A 23,827-nucleotide genomic window follows, 5' to 3' on the forward strand; every position below is an offset into this window, starting at 1 on the left:
GCAGGCATTTAAAAGGGCTGTGGAAGCTGTTATATATTTTATGTTGGATACCGAAACCGCTCCGTGATCGACTCTATGATGTTGTCGCCAGACATCGCTATCAGTGGTTTGGGAAGAAAGATGAATGCCTCATTCCGACACCGGAACTTCGCGGGCGTTTTCTCGAATGAGCATGCCGCGGATGCACGGCACGCGTAACGTTTACCCAATCGTTTTCAGTAAATTGGCCATTTCAATGGCGGATACAGCACTATCCCATCCTTTATTGCCCGATTTTGTTCCGGCCCTTTCAATGGCTTGCTCGATGTTTTCGGTCGTGACGATACCAAAGATCACGGGAACACCGGTTGAAAGAGAGGCTTGGGAGATGCCTTTTGCCGCTTCGTTGCAGACATAATCATCATGCGTCGTTGCCCCTCTGATGACTGCGCCGAGAGCAATCACGGCGTCATATTTATGGGATTCGGCTAATTTTTTGGCGATGAGCGGAATTTCAAAAGCGCCGGGAACCCAAACGACATCCACATTCTTTTCGGAAACGCCATGCCGGTTGAGGGCATCTTGGGCGCCGCTAAGAAGCTTTTCGGTAATAAAGGCATTAAAACGTGAGACCACGATGCCAATTTTTAAATCCTTGCCTACCAATTGTCCTTCAAAGACTGTACCCATTCGATCATTCTCCTTCACGTGTTAGAGATGTAGCCAATGGCCCATTTTGTTTGCTTTTGTTTTCAGATAAAAGAGGTTTTCCTTTTCCGGAGGGATCTCTAACGGAACCCTTTCAACAATGTCGATCCCGTAATCGCTCAATTGATGGATTTTTTCCGGATTATTCGTCAATAAACGGCAAGTCGTGAAGCCTAAATCTTTAAGAATGTGGGCACCGATAGAGAAATCCCTCAAGTCGGGCGAAAACCCCAGCTTTTCGTTAGCTTGTACCGTATCCCAACCGGCTTCTTGGAGTTTATACGCTTTCAGTTTATTTAAAAGCCCAATGCCCCGACCTTCTTGGCGCAAATATATGACAGCTCCTTTTCCTTCCTTCTCGATTTGTTCGAGGCTTGCGTGAAGCTGCGGTCCGCAATCACAGCGGTGCGATCCGAAAATATCTCCAGTTAAACATTCTGAATGGAGGCGCACGAGCACCGGCTCACCGGGGCTAAACTCCCCTTTCGTGACGGCGACATGTTCTTTTCCATCCAATGGGTTGGAGTAACCAGTGATCCTAAAATCGCCGTATGCGGAAGGCAATTGAACGGTCACCTCTCGCTTGACGAACGATTCGTTCTTCCTTCTATAGTGAATAAGATCCTTAATCGTGATCATTTTAAGGTTGAATCGATTGGCGATTTCTTCCAGTTGAGGGATTCGGGCCATCGTACCGTCGGGATTCATGATTTCACAGATCACGCCAGCAGGTTGAGCTCCGCATAATTTCGCTAGATCGACCGCCGCTTCCGTATGACCAGCTCGCTCCAGCACGCCCCATTCTCTCGCGATTAATGGGAAAACATGGCCGGGTTTATTAAAAGCTTCTTTGGAGCTGTTGGGAGCGGCCAATGCCCGTATGGTGTCAGCGCGCTCTTTGGCGCTGATCCCCGTAGTGACCGACTTATGGTCAATGCTGACGGTAAAAGCGGTTCCGTGTGTTTCGGTATTTTCGCGGGTCATCGGATGTAAACCGAATGTTTCGGCCAAATCGGGGGAAATCGGCGCACAGACGAGGCCTCTTCCATGTGTGATCATAAAATTGATATGTTCGTCCGTCACTTTTTCGGCAAGGGCCACAAAGTCGCCTTCGTTTTCCCGATGTTTGTCATCACAAACGATAATGATTTTACCTTCCTTTAAATCTTGAATGGCTTCCTCGATCGTATGAAACATGGCTGTTCCTTCTTTCTTTTTCCGATTTAAAGGTAACCGTGTTTTTCCAAAAAGGCCGGGGACAAAGTTGGAGAATTATTCTGGGTTGAGTATTTCTCTAAATACTTGGCCATCAGATCACATTCTAGATTCACGAAATCCCCGACGCCTTTTAATCCTAGTACGGTTTCTTCTAGCGTATGAGGGATTAAGGAAATCATAAAGCTTCGCTCATGAACGCCAAAGATCGTTAAACTTGTACCGTCAACGGCGATGGAGCCTTTGAGAACCATATATTTTAAAAGCTCGCGATCCGCTTCAATCAAGACATTGACCGCATTAGAAACAGGTGTTTTTCGAATAATTTTTCCGATGCCATCGACATGTCCCGTCACGAAATGACCGCCAAAACGGCCATTGGCCGCCATGGCCCTTTCGAGATTAACCGGGGTGCCAGGGCGAATCGTTTTTAATGTGGTCGCCTTCAGGGTCTCCGGCATCACATCAACGGTAAAAGCGTCATGATGGATGGCGGTGACAGTAAGACAAATGCCGTTAACGGCAATGCTGTCACCGACAGCGGTTCCGCTAAGCACTTTTCCGGCATTTATCTTCATTTTGAAATGCTCAGGTGTCGATTGGATATCGCTGACACGTCCAATTTCTTCTATGATTCCTGTAAACATAGCTCCTCCTCCGCTTTGACTGCCACAATTTTTAAATCTTTGCCAATGGGGGTGACGGATGTGATGCGGAGTGACATGGCTTCTTGTAATGTCCGAAAGCCCTCTCCACCGATGGCAGGTGGGGCATGCGTACCTCCGATTAAGATCGGTGCGGTATACATCACGACTTGGTTCACCATTTTTGATTGGATAAAACTACCGTTCACTTTCGAGCCGCCCTCGACAAGAAGAGAAGTAATTCCTAACTTCCCAAGCAAACTTAGAAGATCTGGAATGGCAATCGTTTCCGTTTCTAAAGGAATAATTTTCACGTTGGGTTTTTGAAGATAACGTTCGGACAATTCCTTTGCGGGGGTTTTTGTGGTGATGATCCACGTTTCTTGCGCCATATCTTGAATGACATGGGCATCCATTGGGGTTCTGAGATGGGAGTCTAAAATGATGCGGATGGGGTTTTTTCCCCCTTCCGGCAAGCGGACTGAGAGTCGCGGATTATCTTGGATCACTGTGCCGACGCCGACCAAAATGGCATCGTGTTCATGACGCAGGCGATGAACATCGCGTCGCGCATCCTCTCCTGTAATCCACCGGCTTTCCCCGGAAGCCGTGGCGATTTTTCCATCTAAACTTACTGCCGTTTTCAATGTGACGAACGGCCGGCCAGTGCGAATATAGTGGAAAAACACGTCATTGAGGGCTTCGGCTTCTTCGCGCAAAAGGCCGAATTCAACCGTTAGTCCGGCCTCTTTCAGTCTTTTTATGCCGCTGCCTTTGACGAGCGGATTCGGGTCTAATGAGGCGATCACGACTCGGCGTATGCCGCTTTGAATAATTTGTTCGGTGCAAGGCGGTGTTTTGCCGTGATGATTGCACGGCTCCAATGTGACGTACAGTGTTGATCCTTTAGCTTTTTCGCGAGCCATGCGAAGCGCATGCACCTCGGCATGTGGTTCACCGGCCTTTAAATGCGCACCTAGGCCAACGATCGCCTGATCTTTCACGATGACCGCACCTACAAGCGGATTCGGGCTCGTTTGACCTTTCGTGCTTTTGGCCATTTCAATCGCAAGCGCCATATAGTCTTCATCTTTCAATCGATTCACCTCGTTTCATAAAAAATCAAAAGCCCTTAAGAAGCGAATACCTCCTAAGGGCCAAAAAACCATACGGAAAAAGCGCACGGAAAGATGTTTTCCGCACTTTATGCATCCTTCTCCCATCCAGACTTTACTGTCGGCTCCGGACTTTCACCGGATCCTGCCTTAACGGCTCGCGGGCTGATAAAAGCTAACATACGCTTTTAATTACCGCCGGTAGGGAATTTCACCCGACCCCGAAGGAAAATATTGAATTGTCCTTACTTATCACTTTACCTGATAAATGGTTAACGGTCAAATCATAGGCACATCTTAGCATATATCGGTCCAACTCTTTATATTTAACATAATATAGATTTCATTTGTAGAGCGAGTGTTTTTACTAATTGATGGTTTAAATGATTTTTTGTTATAATAGACAGATAGGTTAACGGATGCTTGCATGTCATACCGGAGTAGGACTAAGGTATGAAGGAGGACGGCCACTATGACAAACTTGAAAAAATGTATGAGTCAACCGCATGCGCTTTATGTCATTGCTGTCGTCTTATTATGGCTTAAAACTTATATTGTTTATCGCATCGAATTCCGGCTTGGCATTGATTCTATCCTGCAAACATTTCTTTTGGTTGTCAATCCCATCAGTTCCGCCTTGTTCTTTTTTGGGTTTGCCCTCTTTTTTAAAGGACATTTAAAAAATTGGTTATTCGTTTTGATTGATTTCCTACTGTCGTTATGGCTTTATGCCAATGTCGTGTATTATCGGTTTTTTGATGATTTTATAACGGTGCCTGTTGTTTTCCAACATAAAAATTTCGGGGAGCTGGGTGATAGCGTTTTAGCTCTCATGAAACCGAGCGACGTTTTCTATTTCTTAGACACCGTGGTTTTGATGGTTTTAATCCTTTTTAAAGTCGCTCAACCAAAAGAAAAAATGCCGAAACGTCTGCTTAAACGAGTCTTTATTATTGCGGTCTCGGTTTTTCTCATAAACCTCGGACTTGCCGAAATCGACCGTCCGGGTTTATTGACAAGAACGTTTGACCGGAATTATTTAGTGAAATATTTAGGGATCAATAATTTCACGCTTTATGACATCATTAAAAGCACACAAGTATCAGCACAGCGAGCTGTGGCAAGTAGCAATGATTTGGTGGATGCTGAGAATTTTACGAAGTCTAATTATACGCCACCGGAACCGGCGCTTTTTGGTAAGGCAAAGGGCATGAATGTCATTTATATTTCAATGGAATCCTTGCAAAACTTTGTGATCAATTATAAAGTCGATGGCCAAGAAGTTACACCGTTTTTAAATAGCTTGACACATGACCCGAACACCTTTTATTTTGACAATTTCTTCCATCAGGTCGGCCAAGGAAAAACGTCCGATGCTGAATTTATGTTGGAAAATTCGCTTTACCCGCTGTCGCAGGGGTCTGTATTTATGACTCAGGCGCAAAATACGTTTCAAGCAGCACCGCAAATTTTAAAATCGGAAGGCTACACATCAGCAGTTTTTCACGGCAACTATAAAACCTTCTGGAACCGAGATGAAATGTATCGCGCCTTGGGATATGACAAATTTTTCGATGCCAGTTATTTTGATATGAGCGATGAAAATACGATTAACTACGGCATGAAAGATAAACCAATGGTTCAAGAATCGATGGCTTATTTGAATCAATTGCCGCAGCCGTTTTACGCGAAATATATTTTATTATCGAACCATTTCCCGTTTGAATTGGACGAATGGGATGTCGATTTCCCAGCGGGTCATACAGACGATAAAGTTGTCAATCAATATTTTCAAACGGCTCATTATATGGATGAAGCGTTACGGGAGTTTTTTGCCGATTTAAAGGCTTCAGGGCTTTATGATCATACCGTGATTGTCATGTACGGTGACCACTATGGGATTTCACCTGACCGCTATGACAGTCTCTCCCAGGCTTTGGGTGAAGAGATCACGCCTTACGTTGGGGCGCAACTGCAAAGAGTGCCGCTCTTTATCCATGTGCCGGGAGTTCAGGGGCGAACCGTCCATGAATACGGCGGTGAAGTTGATGTACGGCCAACGCTGCTACATCTTTTGGGTGTAGATACAAAAGACTTTATCGCTTTTGGTTCCGACTTGCTTTCACCGCAGCACCGCCAAATCGTTCCGTTTAGAAACGGCGATGTCATCACGCCATCGTATTCCTATATCGATGAAAAGTGCTACAGCAATCCTAATGGCGAAGTGGTAGATAACCGCTATTGTGAAAAGGCCTCTGAATATGCCAAAGATGCCCTAAGCTTGTCGGATAAAATCGTCTACGGCGATTTGTTAAGATTTTATAAGCCGAAGGGGTTCAAACCTGTAGATGTAAGTAAAATAAACTATAAGTTTGATCCTTCCATTAATATCTATGGCAAAACCAATGATCAATCTGATGCGCATAATAGCATGAATGAAGATGAGTAAAACGAAAGGACCGCGACAGGCGGTCCTTTCTGCTGTTCTGAGTCTTTGGTATAATAACGGCACAAGGGAACAGGAACGTCGTCCAGGACAATAAACCTGTCCTTCTGTCCCGAATGAGGAGGGGGAGTAATGCGATTCGATTTATCAGATAAAAAAGCAATTGTAAGCGGATCAACAGCCGGCATCGGTTATGCCATCGCCAAAGGACTGGCTAAATGTGGCGCTCATGTCCTCATCAACGGGCGTGATGAACACCGCGTCGATGAAGCTATTGTCCAGATGAGAAAGGAAATACCCGGTGCCCGCGTCGACGGCTTGGCGGCAGATTTAAGTCGGCTAGAAGGCATTGAGAAAATGAAAAGCTTTTGGCCCGAAGCGGATATTCTCGTCAATAATCTGGGAATCTATGAACCAAGGAATTTTTTCGAGATCGACGATGATGAATGGGAGCGTTTTTTTCAAACGAATGTGATGACAGCCGTCCGCCTAACCCGTCACTATGCGAAAGGCATGGTCGACAGAGGATGGGGGAGGGTGACTTTTAACGCTAGCGTTACGGGTGGCTTTTTTCCGGGAGAAATGGTTCATTATGGTGCCACCAAAGCGGCATTATTGGGACTTTCCCGCGGTGTTGCCGAAAGCGTTGCGGGTACAGGGGTGACGGTCAATGCTTTTATACCGGGGCCGACGAAAACGGAAAAGACTAAGGCGCATATTATGAACATGGCGGAACAAGTTGGCAAACCTCTTCATCAATTTGAGAAAGAGATGTTTCAACAGCAATTGCCTTCTTCTTTAATCCAGCGCTTTTGCACGTCTGAAGAAGTGGCCAACCTTGTCGTTTTTTTATCATCAAATGAAGCGGGAGCGATTACGGGAGCAGCACTTCACGTCGATGGTGGCATTATACGAAGTATATTGTAATAGATTCGGAAAGGCTTGAAGATGACGGTGGCAAGCATGTGGGCGGTTTTTTCTCCAATAGATGGTCAAAATAAGCTACGGAGCTTTTTTGCCGTTTGAGGATGAAAACAAGGAAGCAAGTCATTTTCGGTGGAAAAAGACTCAAGTGAGGCCTGAAGGGGAGCCATCGAATTGAATGGAAAAAGAGGTTGTTTATAATTAATAGTGGCTATAATTGTAACTGATACTACATAATCATTGAGTAAGGAGGTTCTGGCCATTGATTAAACTTCATACGAGAGTTTTTATGGATAGCGGCATCGAGTATATCTTTGATATTAGTAGAGATGCCTTTTTAAGTAAAGTCATCGACACGAATGGGAAATTGCATAATGGATTTATTCATTTAACAACGAAGGATGAACAGAAAGTGTCCATTAACCCGGTTCATGTCTCCTCGATTGAAGAAATTGAAGTGAATACAGAACAACGCATCGGCATTTTAAAATAAAGCTGGGGCCCAATATTCGGGTCACCGGTTTTATTTGTCCTTTAAAATCTGTTCACAAGATTCTAAAAATATAATAATATAAAACTGGATAAAAGAAGTATTATTGGGGTGATGGGATGAAGTGGATGAAAATGCTTGCTCTTCTGGCCTTTGCGGTCGGAATCATCTTTTTTGCCATTGGCGGTTGGCAATGGTATTCGCTCCATCACTCTGAGCGGGTGGCTTTGGCAAAAGCGAAAGATTTGGTAAAAATTCCGGCCAAGAAGACTAATGAATTAAAAGAAAAAAACCTCGAAAAGAAAGATTTTAATAAAGGGGACGTCATCGGCTTACTCGAAATCCCTTCTTTGAAGAAAGAAATACCCATCATCGAGGGTACGGATTTACCGCAACTCGAAAAAGGTGCCGGGCACTATATCGGTTCAGCCTTGCCGGGGGAACGCGGGCAAGTATTTATTGCCGGACATCGGGATACTGTATTCCGCGGTCTCGGAAATTTGAAAAAAGGTGGCCTAATCATTATAAGAATGCCTTATGGCACTTTTAAATATAAAATGGTTGGTTCGAAGATTGTTAAGTCCGATGACCGATCCATTATCAATCTTCATGCCCAAAATGATACCCTAGTTTTAGCGACATGCTACCCCTTTCTGTTTGTAGGTCATGCCCCTGATCGCTACATATTATATGCAGAGCCAACAACATCGAGCAACTGACAGAGGTTGTTTCAAAGAGGAAACTCTATGAAGCAACCTTTTTCTATTATCACGACGTATCACCTACACGATTCCCCTAAAAAAGTCACTTCTCGACAATATTCGCACTATAAAAAATATTCATTTTTTTGCTAAAATAATAGTGAAATGACAAAATCTCTGTGCTATAATTAACCAGAGCATATTAGAATTTCCGAATATTCAATAACATTCCTCTTTTGGAATCTTTTAAGCTACTTCTGACGGCTAAAAGGGGGGAGGGTAAAAAACCGTCAGAAAATATTTTGGGATAAGGGAGGAGAAGCGATGGTAAGCTGGAAAAACGTGTTGGGCACATCCGTGCTGACGGCAGGCCTCATCTTCGGGTCATTGGGGCCAGTCGGAAACTTAGCTTCAGCCAAAACCTCGAAGGATGCCACTCATAGGTCTCACATTACCGCCAATGTCCAAAACAAAGAGGGGACAGTTCCTATCGTAACGAAAAGTACAGGCGGACCTTTTGACTTGGGGCTCGTTAATGAAGATAGGGTTAAAGATCTTCTTATTCGTCAAGGCATTGTAGATAAAAATGCCTCAGCAAAAACGCAAAATCTTCAAATGCAAAATTATTTAAATAAACGGGCGAAATCTGCCGAGGCAAAAGGCACTGATCTGCAGGAAATGAAGCAATTACGCAGTAAACTGCAAAAACAAGCTGGTTTACCATTAAAAGCGCCTGGTGTGGCAAAAAAGGATACAACGACTGTCAAAAAAGGCGGGAAATACACGTCAGTCGACTCGATTCAGCGGGAGAATTGGAATGGGCCGGTAAGAGAAGATAAAATTCTTGTGCTTTTAATCGATTATCCGGATTTACCGCACGGACAAGTTAGTGAAGAAGATAATCCGGTGCTTTTATACAAAGGGGCTGATGCCTATAGCCGGCAACACTATCAAGATATGATTTTTGGTGATAATGGCTATACCGGTCCAGACGGACAACATTTTATTTCTCTGAAACAATTCTATGAACAACAGTCCGGGGGGGAGCTATACGGTTTCTGGAACTGTTGAAGGGTGGTATACAGCAAAGCACAATGCCGATTATTATGGCGGTAACTACCCCGATGATAGTGGCAGTGACCGCAATCCGCGCGCCCTTATTGCAGAAGCTTTAGTAGCTGCAGCGGCGGACGGAGTAAACCTTTCCGAGTACGACATAGAAGATCAATTTGATTTGGACGGTGACGGCAATTACCGTGAACCGGATGGCATCATCGACCACCTCATGGTTGTTCACTCAGGGGTCGGAGAAGAAGCCGGTGGGGGGAAACTCGGTCCTGACGCCATTTGGTCGCATAGCTGGGATCTCGGCGGGGCATATGTCATTCCTGGAACCGCTGGGCAATCCCAAGCCGAATATGATATGAGTGGCAACCACTCCTTGATGGGCTATGCATATACAGTAGAGCCTGAAGACGGTGCTGCTGGTGTCTTTGCGCATGAATACGGTCATAACTTGGGGCTTCCCGATGATTATGATACGAACTATTCCCATAATAGTGTCGGCGAACCGGTAGGGTATTGGTCGATTATGTCTTCTGGCAGCTGGGGCGGTCTCATACCGGGTACGGAACCGACAGGTTTTGCACCGAAGGATAAAGAGTTTTTACAGGAAAATGTTAAAGCTACGGTTAACGGTGAACTGAAAGACTTGAACTGGTTCCATGATGTTGTTCTTAACTATGACGATTTGAAAAACGGCACACAGGTTTTGAAACTTGACGAAGCCAGTGTCAAAGGAACAAATGCTGATGGCGTGCGCATTAACTTGCCCGATAAAGAAACGGTCGTTAACACACCAACGAGTGGACAGTATGAATATTACGGTGGCGGCGTCAATAATGCCACGCTTTCGATGACCACTTCTGAGCCGATCGATTTGACAAACGCCAAGTCGGCACAACTAACATTCAATACGTGGTACAGCATTGAACAAGATTTTGACTATGCCTATGTCTCAGTTTCTATCGACAACGGAAAGACATGGAACAATATAGCTGGTAACATTACGACAACGGATGACCCGAACGACGCCAACCTTGGCAACGGAATCACCGGTGATTCAAATGGTTGGAAAGAGGCTGTCTTCGATCTTTCAGCCTATGTCGGTCAGAATATTTTATTGAAATTTAGCTATGTCGGGGATCCTTATGTCACCCAAGCTGGTTTTTATGTCGATGATATTAGCGTGGTGGCTGATGGCCAAAAGATCTTTAGCGATGATGCGGAATCTGATTCGTCTCCGTTTAATTTAGATGGTGGTTTTGAGAAGAGCAACGGCAAAAAATACACCGAACAATACTATCTCGTTGAATGGCGAAACTATGCGGATGCTGATACAGCATTGGCACACATTGCCCGTGGAAATTCGGTTATGACCTATGACCCAGGCATGGTAGTCTGGTATGTTGACAACTACTATACGGATAACTGGGTCGGCGAACACCCTGGGGATGGATTCTTAGGTGTGGTGGATGCGCATCAAGTGACAGCATCTTGGAATGATTTAGCTCCGAAAGATGGTGTTGATGCATACGGACCAGCTGGTACGTCTTATCAAATTCAGGATGCTGCTTTTTCATTAAGCAAAACGGATGAGATGTATTTGGATTATTCCTATCTCAATCCTGGCAGCAGAGATCTTTATTTAAAATCGCAGCCAGCCATTCCGACATTTGATGATTCTCGGGATTATTCCAATAAAGGCCAAATTTATGCAGGGCGGAATATTCCAAAACTCGGCTTGAAAATTCACGTTGTCGGACAAGCCGAGGATATGTCTGTCGGTGAAATTGCTGTTCACGTTGGCGATGTTGACACATTAACATTGAATCCGTTAAAAACGGAAGTCTATTCGTCCAAAGACGGTCACAACAAAGTGAAAGTGTCCGGTACCGTCCATAATGACGGAAACGGTGAAAAAATAACCGTCACCTATGAATTGGTCAATGCTGAGGGCAAAGTCGTTCTCTCAAAAACGAAAAAGCTTTTAGGCCTTTACCAAAACTTTAAGCATACCTTTACACTACCTGAAGATTTACAATCCGGCGACTATAAGGTCGTTGTCACCGCGTCGGATGTAGATGGCAATAAGAAAACGGCAGAAACCAATATTAAAGTAGATAATGTCGCTCCGGTCATCAAACTAAAAGGGGATAACCCGTTAGTCATTAAGCAAGGTTCTGAATATAAAGAACCCGGCTATACGGCTACGGACAATGTTGACGGTGATCTTACCGGTTCTGTAAAAGTAACCGGAACAGTTAATGTCCATACCGTTGGTGAATACACATTAACCTATTCCGTGACCGACTCTACAGGCAATACCGCTTCCGTAACACGAACCGTGAAAGTTGAAAAAGCCGACACCGATAATGGTGGAACGGATAATGGCGGAACCGGTAATGGTGGTACGGACAACAATGGAGGAAAAGGCGGTACGGTTGATAATGGATCAGGTTCAGGAGGAAGCGGCTCATCAAACACTGGCGGCAACCTCCCGTCGACCTCTACCAATATGTTCAATTATATGACCGCTGGGCTCGTGTCGCTCTTCATTGCTTTAGCGCTTTGGCTGGCGCAAAGGAAGAGAAGAAAGTCTGTCGTTCAATAAGTTAAAGCAACATGAGGCTGACTCATGGGGCGGCTGACCCCAAATTTTTGAGTCAGCCTTTTAGTTGCCCTTATCTTCATCCGGCATGCCTTTCTATGTTGTTACCAATATAAAAAAACGCCAGGGTTGTCCCCGCGTTTTACATCGCTGACCGGTTAGCTTGGGCGCCTTACTTAACGGTGAATGAAAGCGTTGCTTTTGGCTTCAACGCCTTGTCTGTCAAAATAAAAGTGATGGTATAGTCACCCTTTGGCAGGCCAGTGACCGTAACATCATAGCTGAGCGTTCCACCCGGTTTAATCGGTGCGCTTGTCGGCATTTTGCTAAAAGTGTGCTCCTTTGAATATTGTTTTATAAACGGTGAGTCTTTTCCTTTAATGACGTAATCCAACTGTTGAGAGGATTCAAAACGAAAATTATATAAATGCGCGGTTTGATTTTTTATCGTAAATGTAAAAATTAATTGACCGTTCTTCTCTTTATACGTAATAGAAGGTTCCATTTTACCGGCAGCCATCCCTGGTTTTTTTACCGGTTTGTCAAAATCTTGGTATTCCGGAGGTGTATTTTGGGGTTGACCTTCGTTTACCGCAGTCGTCATGTGTCCTGCGGTTTTCTTTTCCGAATCACTTTTAGCTGGATCGGCGTTTCCCGAACATCCGCATAAAAAGAATGTAAAAATAGTCGCTGCGAGTAACAAGTGTTTAATCATCAAATACCTCCTTTGCCTTTTAGACGATCTAATTGGCTAAAAGGTTTCTATTATATTGTAAATGCCAATATATCATCTAATATGGACTGATAAAGATTCTGCACAAAGAAACTTGAGGCTACCCTTTAATGTTGTTGAACTTTTCCGAAGATTTATGTATCATAAATACATACCAACTGGTCAGTTTGCGTTGTGTGGTGAGGGGGTTGGACTTGGATTTTAGTTATTCAGAAAAGGTTATTCAACTACAGAAAAAGTTAAGCGCTTTCATAGAGGAGTACGTTTATCCGAATGAGGAAGTATACGAAAAACAGCTCAATGATGCCCCGACGCGCTGGACGGTACCGCCAATCATAGAAGAACTCAAAGCCAAAGCAAAGGCAGAAGGTCTTTGGAATCTATTTTTGCCGGATCGTGAATATGGTGCCGGTCTGACGAATCTTGAGTATGCCCCGCTTTGCGAAATCATGGGTCGTTCGCTCATCGCCCCGGAGGTGTTCAATTGTAATGCGCCGGACACAGGAAATATGGAAGTGCTTGCCCGCTATGGTACCGATGAACAGAAGGAAAAATGGCTAAAGCCACTTTTAAGCGGGGAAATCCGGTCCTGTTTTTCCATGACAGAGCCGGATGTAGCTTCTTCGGACGCGACGAATATACGGGCAAGCATTGTCCGGGACGGTGATGAATATGTCATTAATGGACGGAAATGGTGGTCATCGGGTGCTGGAGACCCCCGCTGTAAAATTGCCATTGTCATGGGAAAAACGAACCCAAATGCGCCAAAGCACGAGCAGCAATCGATGATATTAGTGCCGCTTGATACACCAGGTGTTAAGGTGGAACGAATGCTATCTGTATTCGGGTATGACCACTCACCTCATGGGCACGCCGAAATCACGTTTGAAAATGTTCGAGTCCCCGCCGCCAACATCATTTGGGACGAAGGGAAAGGCTTTGCGATCGCCCAAGGCCGCCTTGGCCCGGGGCGCATTCACCATTGCATGAGGTTGATCGGTGCCGCCGAACGCGCTTTAGAAATCATGTGTCAACGCGTGCTGGAACGAAAGCCGTTCGGAAAACCGCTCGCAGCACAAGGCGTCATTCAAGAATGGATCGCTGAATCCCGTATGGACATCGAACAGGCTCGGCTTCTTACGCTTAAGGCCGCTTACATGATGGATACGGTCGGTAACAAACAGGCTAAAACCGAAATTGCCATGATCAAAGTCGTTGCGCCTTCTATGGCTTTGCGGGTGATTGACCGGGCTATTCAAGCATTTGGGGCCATGGGTGTTAGCCAAGACACATTCTTAGCCGCGTATTGGGCGAATGCGAGAACCCTGAGGCTCGCCGATGGACCGGATGAAGTGCATCGGGCGCAGATTGCCAAACTCGAGCTAAGTAAATATGCCAAATCATCATCAAGGAAGAGGTGAAAACATTGGGTGTCCTTGATTTGTTTAGATTAGACGGAAAAACGGCGCTAGTCACTGGTGGCGGGAGAGGCCTTGGTGAACAAATCGCGGAAGGTCTTGCTGAAGCAGGGGCAAATGTCGTCGTCTGTTCCCGGAAACTGGAGGCTTGCCAAAAGGTCAGTCAACGCTTGGAGGAAATGGGCGTACGATCTATGGCTTTTCGATGTGACATCACGAATCCTGATGATATCACGCGCGTCGTTGAGGAGACCGTTCAACATTTTGGGACGATTGACATTTTAGTCAACAATAGCGGCGCGACATGGGGGGCTAAGGTTGAAGATATGCCGCTTGAGGCATGGCAGAAAGTCATCAATACCAATGTCACGGGCACTTTTTTGATGAGTCAAGCTGTCGGTAAAGTCATGATTGCCCAGGGAGGGGGAAAAATCATAAACATTGCTTCGGTGGCTGGTCTCGGCGGTGTCGATCCAAGGGTGATGAATACAATCGGCTACAATACTTCAAAAGGCGCCATCATTACCTTTACGAAAGATCTCGCGGTCAAATGGGGACCGCACGGCATTACAGTTAATGCGATTGCTCCGGGATTTTTCCCAACAAAAATGTCTAAAGTGATTCTTCAATATGCCGGTGATTATATCGCCGGAAATACCCCGCTAAGGAGACTGGGGACGGGCAAGGATCTTAAAGGGGTGGCCGTATTCCTAGCTTCAGAAGCTTCCGCCTTCGTGACCGGGGATACGATCATCGTCGACGGTGGAAGCCACGCGATGTAAAGAAGGGGAGATCCCGTTTTCTGAGTGATGTCAACCGTTTATCATTGCCGTAGGCACTGGCTTTGGTGGTGTGCCAACCGCCCATTTAACCTCTATGACTACAAGCTCCTATCCGTATATTTGGAAAATATCATCGCCGGGTTTATACGTTTTTTCACCTAGCCGCTTTCTTGCCAGAACCTCTCACCTCATGAATCGCCGTCCGGACACTCGCCATATATCTTTGTTGTTTCCTATCTTTCAAGTAGGGATATCCCGAGAAAGGAGTCGAAAGTCATGAGCCAAAAACATTGGTTACAACATTACAGCGGGGAAATCCAATGGGATATGGCTATCCCAAATAAGACGATGGTGGAGATCCTTCGCGAGACCGCAGAGAAGGTTCCCGACCGCGATGCCTTGCGCTTTTACGACAAAGCGATCACATACCGAGAGTTAGTCGGGCTTGTTCAAGCTTTTGCGTCGGCCTTACAGAGGATCGGTGTAGAAAAAGGGGACCGCGTCGCCATCATGCTTCCGAACTGTCCGCAATACGTGATTAGTTATTACGGTATTCTTTCGGTCGGCGCCGTTGTGACCCAAGTGAACCCGATGCTGGTTGAAAGGGAGCTGACCTTTCTTTTAAACGACTCAGGGGCAGAGACCATTGTCGTATTAGGGGATTTGTATCAACGCGTCAAAGCCGCCCAAGCCAAAACAAACTTGGAAAATATCATTGTTGTCAATTTACAGTCGATTAAAGAAAACTATGTAAGAGATCTGACCTTCGAACAATTTTTGCAATCCTCAAACGGCATCGTTTACCCCGTCGATATTGACCCCGAAGAAGATCTGGCGGTTCTTCAGTATACAGGGGGAACAACCGGGCGCTCGAAAGGGGCGATGTTAACTCATAGAAATATCGTAGCTAACGCCTACCAATGCTATGAATTCTATAAAGAATCATTGGTCTTTGGAGAAGAAGTTACTTTGACCGTGATTCCGTTATTCCATGTTTTTGCCATGACTTCCGGGATGAATTTGTCAATCCTTAATGGTGCTACAAATATTTTATTACCCCGCTTTGATCTTGAAGAAGTTTTAAATGCGATCAAAAAAGAACAGCCGACAAGTTTCCCCGGTGTGCCAACGATGTACATTGCCATTACCAATCACCCGAAGGCTGAAGAATACGGCATTAACAGCATTCGCGTTTGTAATAGCGGTAGCGCGCCAATGCCTCTTGGCATTATGCGGGAGTTTGAAAGTAAAACGGGTGCTTTAATTCTTGAGGGATACGGGCTTTCTGAAGCCTCCCCAGTTACCCACTGCAATCCGCCGTTTTCTGACCGTAAACCTGGGAGCATCGGCATCGGCATTCCGCTGACAGAATATAAAATTGTTGACGTGGAGACCGGTACTAGAGAAGTACCGTACGGGGAACTTGGGGAATTGGTGATAAAGGGACCGCAAGTCATGAAAGGTTATTGGCGCATGCCTGATGAGACGGAAAAAACGCTCCGAGATGGTTGGTTATATACCGGTGATATCGCGAAAATGGATGAAGATGGCTATGTCTATATTGTGGACCGGAAAAAAGACATGATTATCGCCAGTGGTTATAATATTTATCCGCGTGATGTTGAAGAGGTGCTTTATGAACATCCTGCCGTTAAAGAAGCTGCCGTGATCGGCGTTCCTGATCCTTATCGCGGGGAAACGGTGAAGGCCTTTATCGTTAAAAAAGATGGTATGGATGTGACGGAAGAAGAAATCATTCGTTACTGTAAAGCGAATATGGCTAGCTACCGCGTCCCGACAATTGTTGCGTTTCGCGATGAACTACCAAAAACCAATGTCGGTAAGGTTTTGCGCCGGGCATTAAGGGAAGAAGAAGCGGCCTCCGGTAAATGATCCTAAACTTACCTTTGGTCGTGGTGAATGCCTCTATGGAAAAGGGAGTCTAAACCGCTCAGCCGTTGAACAAATGACTAAACCTACCAAATCGAGGCGACTTAGTTGCTCTTATGCTTTGAAAAACGTTTTGTGTGGTATAAAAAAACGGCAGGCGAGGCGCTGCCGATTTTTTTATTTTGAAGCATTCTGAACGCTATTTAAATGTGGTTTTCTGCGAGTTGGTCGATCGCCATTCGATTGAAAGGCTGTCGGGATGTGCCGCTCCGGCTCACGCGCTGTCTGTAAGACAAGATAGGCGTTTGAGACGAAGAGCAGAGAAGCAACAGACACGTGGATTAAAAACGATGGGATGCTAATATGGCTTGCGATGACGTATGCCCCACTGAATGCCTGCATTACCGTTAAAACGAGGGCTGTCAGGCCACCGTAAAACAGGTCGGGACGTTCGCTTTTGTATTTTTTTACTTGGTAAACAAAATGAACAAGAATGAGAAACAAGCCGATCGCAACGAGTCTGTGTCCGATATCAATTAAAAGCCCATGCTGAAGGGATTCATTTGGAATCGGCCAACCGGTAAAAAGGGCTCCATAACCTGAATGAGTGACATATGCCCCGTAATAAATCGCCAAGAATACGTAAACCATATTGAATTTCGCATGGCGTGATAGCTTAAGGGGCGTGACCGGCCGGAGTTGGCTGTTATCTTTGCTTGACTCAATTTGCCGGATCACAACGGCGAGTAAAACAACCGATGTTAAAGCCGTCAAAGCGGCACCCATGTGAAAAGCAAGAATATACGGCGATTGTTTAGTCAGCACGCTGAGTGCACCCAAGCCTGCTTCGGCAAAAAAGGCAATGACGCCTAAGCCGATGAACCATTTAATTTCCACCCAGTGCCGATATTGCTTCCAAGCCAAGACACAGGTTGCCAAAATCAATATGACAACAATGAATACAACGAGGCGGTGGGTATATTCAATGGTCGCTTCCGGAGTCCAGTGTTTCGGAATAATTCCTCCCTGGCAGAGCGGCCATTCCTTACCGCAACCCATTGTCGAGGCGGTGATGGTATCGACGAAACCCATAATGATAATAAGAAACAGGCCGACAGCGGAAACGGCTGCCAGTCCAAAGATTTTTTTTGGCTGAGGTTTTATTTCCATTTTTTTCACCCCGAAAGCATGCTTATAATAAATTTTCTAGCAAGACGTTCATCACCATTGCTAGGAATATAATGGGCAAATGAACCAGTGACGCATGAAAAGTTTTCTTTGCCCATTTTAACTCATGGTCGGGTTCATTCAACAGTTTTATATTAACCCCAAGGAACCATAAGCTAACGATAATTGAAGGGATTAAGTAATAGATCCCTAAGTCGTTCGTTAATCCGCATCCAATTGTTACTATACCAAGAATCACCGCATAAATGACACATTGAATTTTTGTCGTACGAGCACCTCTGACGACGGGCATCATGGGAACTCCTGCTCGTTTATAGTCATTATTTTTATATAAGGCTAATGACCAGAAATGCGATGGCGTCCAGAAAAAGATGACAAAAAACATCAGCACACTAGTTAAACTGATTTGTCCCGTGATCGCTGCCCAGCCAACGAGTGGAGGGAAAGCGCCGGCGCCCCCGCCAATTACGATGTTTTGCGGTGTCCGCCTTTTTAACAACATCGTATAGATGACCGCATAATAAATATAACCGGTGAAAGACAACAGGGCGGACAGCGGATTTAAAAAGGTTAAAAAGACAAAAAGAGATAATACCTGCAGCACAATGCCGTATATCAAAGCATTTTTAGCAGGAATCAAACCGTCAGGCAGAGGTCTGTGCTGGGTTCTTTCCATAATGGCATCGATATCTCGATCATACCACATATTGATCGCGGCTGCACCACCCGATGAGAGTCCGAGCCCGAGCAGTAAGGCGAGGCTGGTTACTGGATCAGGGAAGCCACCTTTTGCTACGATCGCCGCACAATAGGCGGTAAAGAGCAGCAAAGCGGATATGCGCGGTTTCATGAGCACCACATAGCCCCTAAATAATTCCCATATGGAAGCACCGGAGTAGCTTTCCGCTTTGGTATCAGAATAAGCCATTGGTTATCCCTCCTTTTTAATAGGATGGGCGAACCTGAAAACAGGCTCGCCTAATTGATTTTGACTATTTTGTTACAGCGCTTGCGAGTTGAAGGTCATAGCCCAGATTGATCCGCCAATGATGCAGATAACGAAGAACACTGCGATCGCCAGGCCAATAATATGGTATCTCGGGCCGTCAGATTCGGTAAAGTGCATGAAGAAGTAAAGCTGAACAACAATTTGCAAGACAGCCAGAATCAAGATGATGAACATGACCATCCCAAAGGACATCACATGGGCCAAACCGAGTCCGAGCGCAGCAAATGTCAGAATCAGAGAAAGCAAGAAACCGACAAGATTTTTCATTGGAACGTGTGGTGCTTTGTTCCCGTTCATGGTTGGTTGACTCATGATACCACCCCCGTCAAATAAACGACCGAGAAGATGAAGACCCATACGATGTCAAGGAAGTGCCAATACAAACTGATGATAAATGTTTTTCGGGCGTTGATGGCATCGATGCCGTAACGAGCGATCTGAGTGATAATGGAAATCATCCAGATAATCCCGAGTGAAACGTGGCAGCCGTGCGTGCCAACCAGTGTAAAGAATCCGGAAAGAAACGCACTGCGCGACATCGTATAACCTTCATGGTAATACTCGATGAATTCCCGAAGTTCCAAGCCGACGAAAGACAGCCCTAGAATGACGGTCACGATCAGCCAGCCGATCAGCCGCTTTTTATTATTATTTCTCATTGCGAAGATCGCTAAACTACTTGTAAAACTACTTGTTAACAAGATAACTGTTTCGGCTGTGAAGCTGGTGATGTTGTCAAAGAGTTCTTTATCCGTCACACCGCCGTCTACATGGGTGCGGAGGACGAAATAGGTTGCAAACAAACATCCGAAAAGGATAAGGTCAGTTGCGAGAAAGATCCAAAATCCTAAGATATTTAACGGTCCTTCATGACTCGTATACTCTAAAGGTAAAACTTTGCCTTTATATTTCGGAGATTCATGGACTGAACCGTGTGATGATTTATGAATAGCGGTTGACATCCTTAAAACCTCCCCAATGCGGCTTCCGAACGTTGTACTTCTTCAGCCGGGATATAATGGCTGTCATGGCGTTCTTGTGAACGTAAGACCATCGTGACAGCGACACCAAGTAAACCAACGGCACCCATCCACCACCAGTTAAAGACAAGACCGAAACCAGCGATGAAGAAGAACAGGGACATGATAAACGGACGGCCGCTGTTATTTGGCATGTGAATCGGTTCAAACGGTTTTTGATGATTCAGTTGAACCAGAGACTGACCTTTTTGTTTCATTTCCCACCAGGCGTCGCGTTCTTCAACTTCCGGAATGTGGGCGAAGTTATATTCCGGAGCCGGTGATGGCACAGACCATTCGAGCGTACGGCCATCCCACGGATCGCCGGTCAAATCGCGTTCGCCATATTTAATGCTATACAGTATTTGGACAACCATGAAGATGAACCCGACACCCATCATATAGGCGCCAATGGTTGAGGTAAAGTTCATTGATGTCCAACCAGCGTCTGCCGGATAAGTGTACACGCGGCGAGTCATACCCATGAAGCCAAGTGCGTATTGCGGCATAAAGCAGACATAAAATCCGATGTTAAAGAACCAAAACGCCCATTTTCCAAGACGCTCATTTAATTTAAATCCAAACATTTTTGGCCACCAGTAATAGAGTCCGGCGAGAAGTCCGAATACTACGCCGCCGATCAAGGTTTGGTGGAAGTGAGCGATCAGGAAGTAACTGTTGTGCACTTGGTAGTCAATCGGCACAGCCGCAAGCATGATACCGGTCATACCGCCAAAGGCAAAACAGGTGATCATGGCCATCGTCCAATAGATAGGAAGTGTCATCCGGACACGGCCTCGGAACATCGTAAAAATCCAGTTAAAGATTTTAACACCTGTCGGGATACCGATGATCATTGATGCGACACCAAAGAAGGAGTTGACACCGGCACTAGCTCCCATGACGAAATAGTGGTGAGCCCAAACAAGGTAACTTACAATACTGATGACCATGAGGGATGCAACCATTGATGCATACCCGAAAATCTTTTTCCTTGAGAAAGTGGCGACCACTTCCGACAGAATACCAAAGGCTGGCAAAATAACGATATAGACTTCAGGGTGACCCCATACCCAGAACAAGTTAATGTACATCATGGGGTTGCCGCCGCCTGTCATCGTAAAGAAGTGAGCACCGGCCATCCGGTCAATCATTAAGAGCAATAAGGCAATCGTTAAAGCCGGGAAAGCAAAGATGATAACGATACAAGAAGCAAGGACCGACCAACAGAACAACGGCATTTTCATCAATTTCATGCCAGGTGCACGCATCTTAAGGATGGTGACGATAAAGTTGATGCCGGTCGCAATACTTCCGATACCGGAAATTTGCAATCCCAAGAGATAGAAGTTTTCACCAGGGCCTGGATCCGTCGGCAATTCGGTTAATGGCGGATAAGACATCCAACCGCCGTCCGGGGAACCCCCGATGACAAAGGATAAGTTAAAGAGCAAAGCTCCAAAGAAGAACATCCAAAAACTAATCGCGTTCAAATATGGGAATGCCACATCGCGAGCACCGAGTTGCAGCGGCACGGCGATATTGAATAAAGCAAAGATGAATGGCATCGCCATGAACAAGATCATAATTGTACCGTGTGTGGTAAAGATCTCATTGTAATGTTGTGCATCCAAAAAGTGTTGGTTTGGCAGGGCAAGCTGTGTCCTCATTAGAAGGGCATCAACACCGCCGCGGAATAACATGAGTAATGCCGAAATCAGGTACATGATACCAATGCGTTTGTGATCAACAGTTGTGATCCATTCACGCCAAAGCCATTTCCATTTTTTAAAATATGTCAGCGTAAAGATGATAGCGAGGCTGACTAAAACAATCGCAACATCCGACATATAAATCATTGGTTCGCCTGTGACAAAAAAGTTTGAGGCAAACTCTTTTAGTCGATCTAACATGTATAACCCTCCTTCTTACTTAGTGGGTTGCGCAGTTTTTTGATTTTCCATCATCATCCAGTGGTTCGGCATGTATTCGCCGCCGTTTTTCATCAGGATGTTCATATACAAGTCTTCAGGATAGGAAGAATAGGCGCTTTCCCCAACAACACTTTGTTTGCTGAGTTCCGCATAGCCTTCGTTCGTTAAAGCAGGTTTGGTGCTTTTTATTTCTTCCACCCACTTGTCAAAGTCTTCTTGCGATTGGGCATTGACTTTGAAGCTCATTTTAGCAAAATGTTTACCGGAAAAGTTGGCGCCTTTTCCAATGTACGTGCCTGGTTCATCGGCTTGTGACCATAAGCGCATGGCCATGCCGGGCATCGTATATTGCATGCCGCCCAGTGACGGAATCCAAAAGGCATTGATCGGTGCATCCGATGTCAAGACGAATTTGACAGGACGGTCTGTTGGTATATTCATATAGTTGACCGTTGCAATGCCTTGTTCCGGATACGTAAACAGCCACTTCCAGTCTAAAGAGGTGACTTCAACCGTAATGGGTTCTTTTTTCTCAGGTGGGTATTGTAAAGCAAAGGTTTCTTTAACAGTTACCGTAGCAATAATTAAAATAATAATAACCGGAATCCCCCACCAAATAATTTCCAACCATTTGCTTTCATGCCAATCCGGTTTGTAGGCTGCTTTGCTGTTTGGTCTATCCCTGTAACGAAAAGCTACAACGAATAATAAGATTACGACCGGAACAATAACAATACCTGTAAGAATCGTTGTCAATAAAAGCATATGGTATTCTTTTCGAGCTACAGGTCCTTGAGGATCAAGCAATGGATATTTCTCACTGCATCCGGTCAAAAACAAGAGACCGAGTGCTCCTAAGAAAAGCCCCTTGCGCCACCACGTTTTCATGGTTCGCATCTCCTTTCATGTTCGATACTTTTCTTCTTTATAAATTAAAGGGCCAACCTTAATTCCATTTCATTTTATGTATTCCATATCCGTCGGAAAGTGATATTAATCACATTTATAAAATCGTTCAATAAGCTTTCAAATTTATCGACACAAATCGTTCAAAAACTGCATTGTTGTCACGCTTTATTGTTAATTCCCACTTTATTATTTATTAGGAAGAGACAGAATAGAGGGAGCTCTGTGGAGAGATTTGAAATCACTTCAACATGATTCAATGGACGTTGTGAAGGGTAAACTAAAGTGGAGAATGTGTCAACATGGGAAGATTTTATTCAGAATAGGTGACGAGGTTAAGCTATTTCGAAGTACGGAAAGTTTTTCTCTGTGAAGAACTTTAAAATGAAAGGGATAATGGTGATGCTCGTCACAAAGCGGGTAGCAAGGATATGGTACATTCAACATGAAATTAACTGAAAGGGGTCAAAAAAATGTTTGATAGAGTTTTTGCTGCACGCGTCAATGCCACAGAATACCCGCCGAGGGATAAACACCGGGTGATTCACGAAACCTTCGATGCCTTAGAACCCGGCACCACCATGGAGCTCATCAATGACCACAATCCGAAGCCTTTAAAATATGAATTTATGATGGAAAAAGAGGGCCAATTCGAGTGGGAATACCTTGAAGAGGGCCCGGAAATTTGGCGCGTGGCCATTACGAAAAAATAATTCAACTTTAACCGGATAGGAGGGAGGGGTTGGTTTGGCGTTTGTCATCACGTCACCTTGTATCGGTGAAAAAGCAGCCGAATGTGTACAAGTTTGTCCCGTCGATTGCATCCATGAAGGGGAGGACATGTACTACATTGATCCCGACATCTGTATCGATTGCGGGGCATGTGAGGCGGTATGTCCGGTCGAAGCGATTTACCCGGAAGAGGACGTTCCGGAAGAGGAACAAAAATTCATTCAGCTTAACCGCGATTTCTTTAAAAATAAATAAAACAACAGGGCTGTCTTCGCAAAATGATTCCTTTTACGAAGCGCCCTTTTTTTATGGATAGGAAAGTTT

The 23,827-nt window shown here is 45.2% G+C and carries 23 protein-coding genes and 1 riboswitch; of the genes, 12 read left to right on the forward strand and 11 right to left on the reverse strand.

Annotation, left to right across the window (positions count from 1 at the left end; genetic code table 11):
* The coding region (locus tag H532_RS19855; RefSeq protein ID WP_155995001.1) for a thiol-disulfide oxidoreductase DCC family protein at positions 1–170 on the forward strand (170 nt) is incomplete at its 5' end.
* Positions 171–201: 31 nt separating this feature from the next.
* Here the strand turns inward: H532_RS19855 and ribH are convergent.
* Genes ribH through ribD form a run of 4 tightly spaced genes read right to left on the reverse strand, consistent with a single transcriptional unit; the run spans position 202 to position 3,643 of the window.
* Entirely contained in the window at positions 202–669 is a 468-nt protein-coding gene (gene ribH, locus H532_RS0107215; protein ID WP_027724931.1) for a 6,7-dimethyl-8-ribityllumazine synthase, read from the reverse strand.
* 21 nt (positions 670–690) lie between these two features.
* Entirely contained in the window at positions 691–1,884 is a 1,194-nt protein-coding gene (locus tag H532_RS0107220) for a bifunctional 3,4-dihydroxy-2-butanone-4-phosphate synthase/GTP cyclohydrolase II (protein ID WP_027724932.1), read from the reverse strand.
* Positions 1,885–1,910: 26 nt separating this feature from the next.
* On the reverse strand, positions 1,911–2,549 hold the full coding sequence (gene ribE, locus H532_RS0107225) for a riboflavin synthase (protein WP_027724933.1): 639 nt from the start codon (positions 2,547–2,549) through the stop codon (positions 1,911–1,913).
* Complete coding sequence (gene ribD / locus H532_RS0107230; RefSeq protein WP_027724934.1) at positions 2,531–3,643, reverse strand: bifunctional diaminohydroxyphosphoribosylaminopyrimidine deaminase/5-amino-6-(5-phosphoribosylamino)uracil reductase RibD; 1,113 nt, start codon at positions 3,641–3,643, stop codon at positions 2,531–2,533. Before ribD ends, ribE begins: the two co-directional genes overlap by 19 nt.
* 110 nt (positions 3,644–3,753) lie before the next feature.
* A riboswitch (FMN riboswitch) is annotated at positions 3,754–3,894 on the reverse strand.
* Between the two features lie 239 nt (positions 3,895–4,133).
* On the opposite strand from ribD, the gene ltaS reads away from it, so the two are divergent.
* The 6 genes from ltaS to H532_RS18175 all read left to right on the forward strand — a co-directional run bounded on the left by ltaS (position 4,134) and on the right by H532_RS18175 (position 11,895).
* Positions 4,134–6,110: a lipoteichoic acid synthase gene (ltaS, locus tag H532_RS0107235; protein ID WP_051263202.1), complete on the forward strand. Its 1,977-nt coding sequence runs from the start codon at positions 4,134–4,136 to the stop codon at positions 6,108–6,110.
* Between the two features lie 129 nt (positions 6,111–6,239).
* On the forward strand, positions 6,240–7,034 hold the full coding sequence (locus tag H532_RS0107240; protein ID WP_027724936.1) for an SDR family NAD(P)-dependent oxidoreductase: 795 nt from the start codon (positions 6,240–6,242) through the stop codon (positions 7,032–7,034).
* Positions 7,035–7,293: 259 nt separating this feature from the next.
* A complete protein-coding gene (locus H532_RS18170) occupies positions 7,294–7,524 on the forward strand; it encodes a hypothetical protein (RefSeq protein WP_038111790.1) in 231 nt (76 codons plus the stop codon).
* Between the two features lie 125 nt (positions 7,525–7,649).
* Positions 7,650–8,240: a class D sortase gene (locus H532_RS0107250; protein ID WP_038111791.1), complete on the forward strand. Its 591-nt coding sequence runs from the start codon at positions 7,650–7,652 to the stop codon at positions 8,238–8,240.
* Positions 8,241–8,546: 306 nt separating this feature from the next.
* A complete protein-coding gene (locus tag H532_RS20950; protein ID WP_281169031.1) occupies positions 8,547–9,293 on the forward strand; it encodes an immune inhibitor A domain-containing protein in 747 nt (248 codons plus the stop codon).
* Complete coding sequence (locus tag H532_RS18175; RefSeq protein WP_281169032.1) at positions 9,247–11,895, forward strand: immune inhibitor A domain-containing protein; 2,649 nt, start codon at positions 9,247–9,249, stop codon at positions 11,893–11,895. The genes H532_RS20950 and H532_RS18175 overlap by 47 nt, the downstream gene beginning before the upstream one ends.
* A gap of 169 nt (positions 11,896–12,064) precedes the next feature.
* On the opposite strand, the gene H532_RS0107260 is transcribed toward H532_RS18175, so the two are convergent.
* Complete coding sequence (locus H532_RS0107260) at positions 12,065–12,607, reverse strand: BsuPI-related putative proteinase inhibitor (protein WP_027724938.1); 543 nt, start codon at positions 12,605–12,607, stop codon at positions 12,065–12,067.
* A 212-nt stretch (positions 12,608–12,819) separates the two neighbouring features.
* On the opposite strand from H532_RS0107260, the gene H532_RS0107265 reads away from it, so the two are divergent.
* From H532_RS0107265 to H532_RS0107275, 3 genes are all read left to right on the forward strand, one after another.
* Positions 12,820–14,046, forward strand: coding sequence for an acyl-CoA dehydrogenase (locus H532_RS0107265; protein ID WP_027724939.1), 1,227 nt, complete (start codon positions 12,820–12,822; stop codon positions 14,044–14,046).
* 5 nt (positions 14,047–14,051) lie between these two features.
* Positions 14,052–14,825: an SDR family oxidoreductase gene (locus tag H532_RS0107270; RefSeq protein ID WP_027724940.1), complete on the forward strand. Its 774-nt coding sequence runs from the start codon at positions 14,052–14,054 to the stop codon at positions 14,823–14,825.
* Between the two features lie 276 nt (positions 14,826–15,101).
* Entirely contained in the window at positions 15,102–16,718 is a 1,617-nt protein-coding gene (locus H532_RS0107275) for a long-chain-fatty-acid--CoA ligase (protein ID WP_027724941.1), read from the forward strand.
* Between the two features lie 174 nt (positions 16,719–16,892).
* Here the strand turns inward: H532_RS0107275 and H532_RS0107280 are convergent, their stop codons facing one another.
* The 6 genes from H532_RS0107280 to coxB all read right to left on the reverse strand — a co-directional run bounded on the left by H532_RS0107280 (position 16,893) and on the right by coxB (position 22,753).
* Positions 16,893–17,885, reverse strand: a complete 993-nt coding sequence (locus H532_RS0107280) for a COX15/CtaA family protein (RefSeq protein WP_027724942.1) — start codon at positions 17,883–17,885, stop codon at positions 16,893–16,895.
* Between the two features lie 22 nt (positions 17,886–17,907).
* On the reverse strand, positions 17,908–18,831 hold the full coding sequence (gene cyoE, locus H532_RS18180; protein ID WP_081412370.1) for a heme o synthase: 924 nt from the start codon (positions 18,829–18,831) through the stop codon (positions 17,908–17,910).
* Between the two features lie 72 nt (positions 18,832–18,903).
* A complete protein-coding gene (locus H532_RS0107290) occupies positions 18,904–19,224 on the reverse strand; it encodes a cytochrome o ubiquinol oxidase subunit IV (protein WP_245566427.1) in 321 nt (106 codons plus the stop codon).
* Complete coding sequence (locus H532_RS0107295) at positions 19,221–19,874, reverse strand: cytochrome (ubi)quinol oxidase subunit III (RefSeq protein WP_081412371.1); 654 nt, start codon at positions 19,872–19,874, stop codon at positions 19,221–19,223. The genes H532_RS0107290 and H532_RS0107295 overlap by 4 nt, the downstream gene beginning before the upstream one ends.
* A gap of 2 nt (positions 19,875–19,876) precedes the next feature.
* Complete coding sequence (locus tag H532_RS0107300) at positions 19,877–21,844, reverse strand: cbb3-type cytochrome c oxidase subunit I (RefSeq protein ID WP_027724945.1); 1,968 nt, start codon at positions 21,842–21,844, stop codon at positions 19,877–19,879.
* A gap of 15 nt (positions 21,845–21,859) precedes the next feature.
* Positions 21,860–22,753: a cytochrome c oxidase subunit II gene (gene coxB / locus H532_RS18185; RefSeq protein ID WP_051263203.1), complete on the reverse strand. Its 894-nt coding sequence runs from the start codon at positions 22,751–22,753 to the stop codon at positions 21,860–21,862.
* Between the two features lie 491 nt (positions 22,754–23,244).
* Here coxB and H532_RS0107310 point away from each other — a divergent pair, with 491 nt between their 5' ends.
* Both H532_RS0107310 and H532_RS0107315 read left to right on the forward strand, forming a co-directional pair.
* Entirely contained in the window at positions 23,245–23,484 is a 240-nt protein-coding gene (locus H532_RS0107310; protein WP_027724946.1) for a DUF2249 domain-containing protein, read from the forward strand.
* A gap of 34 nt (positions 23,485–23,518) precedes the next feature.
* Entirely contained in the window at positions 23,519–23,758 is a 240-nt protein-coding gene (locus tag H532_RS0107315; protein ID WP_027724947.1) for a ferredoxin family protein, read from the forward strand.
* The last annotated feature ends 69 nt before the right edge of the window (positions 23,759–23,827 follow it).

Source organism: Tuberibacillus calidus DSM 17572 (assembly GCF_000430685.1).
GTDB lineage: Bacteria > Bacillota > Bacilli > Bacillales > Sporolactobacillaceae > Tuberibacillus > Tuberibacillus calidus.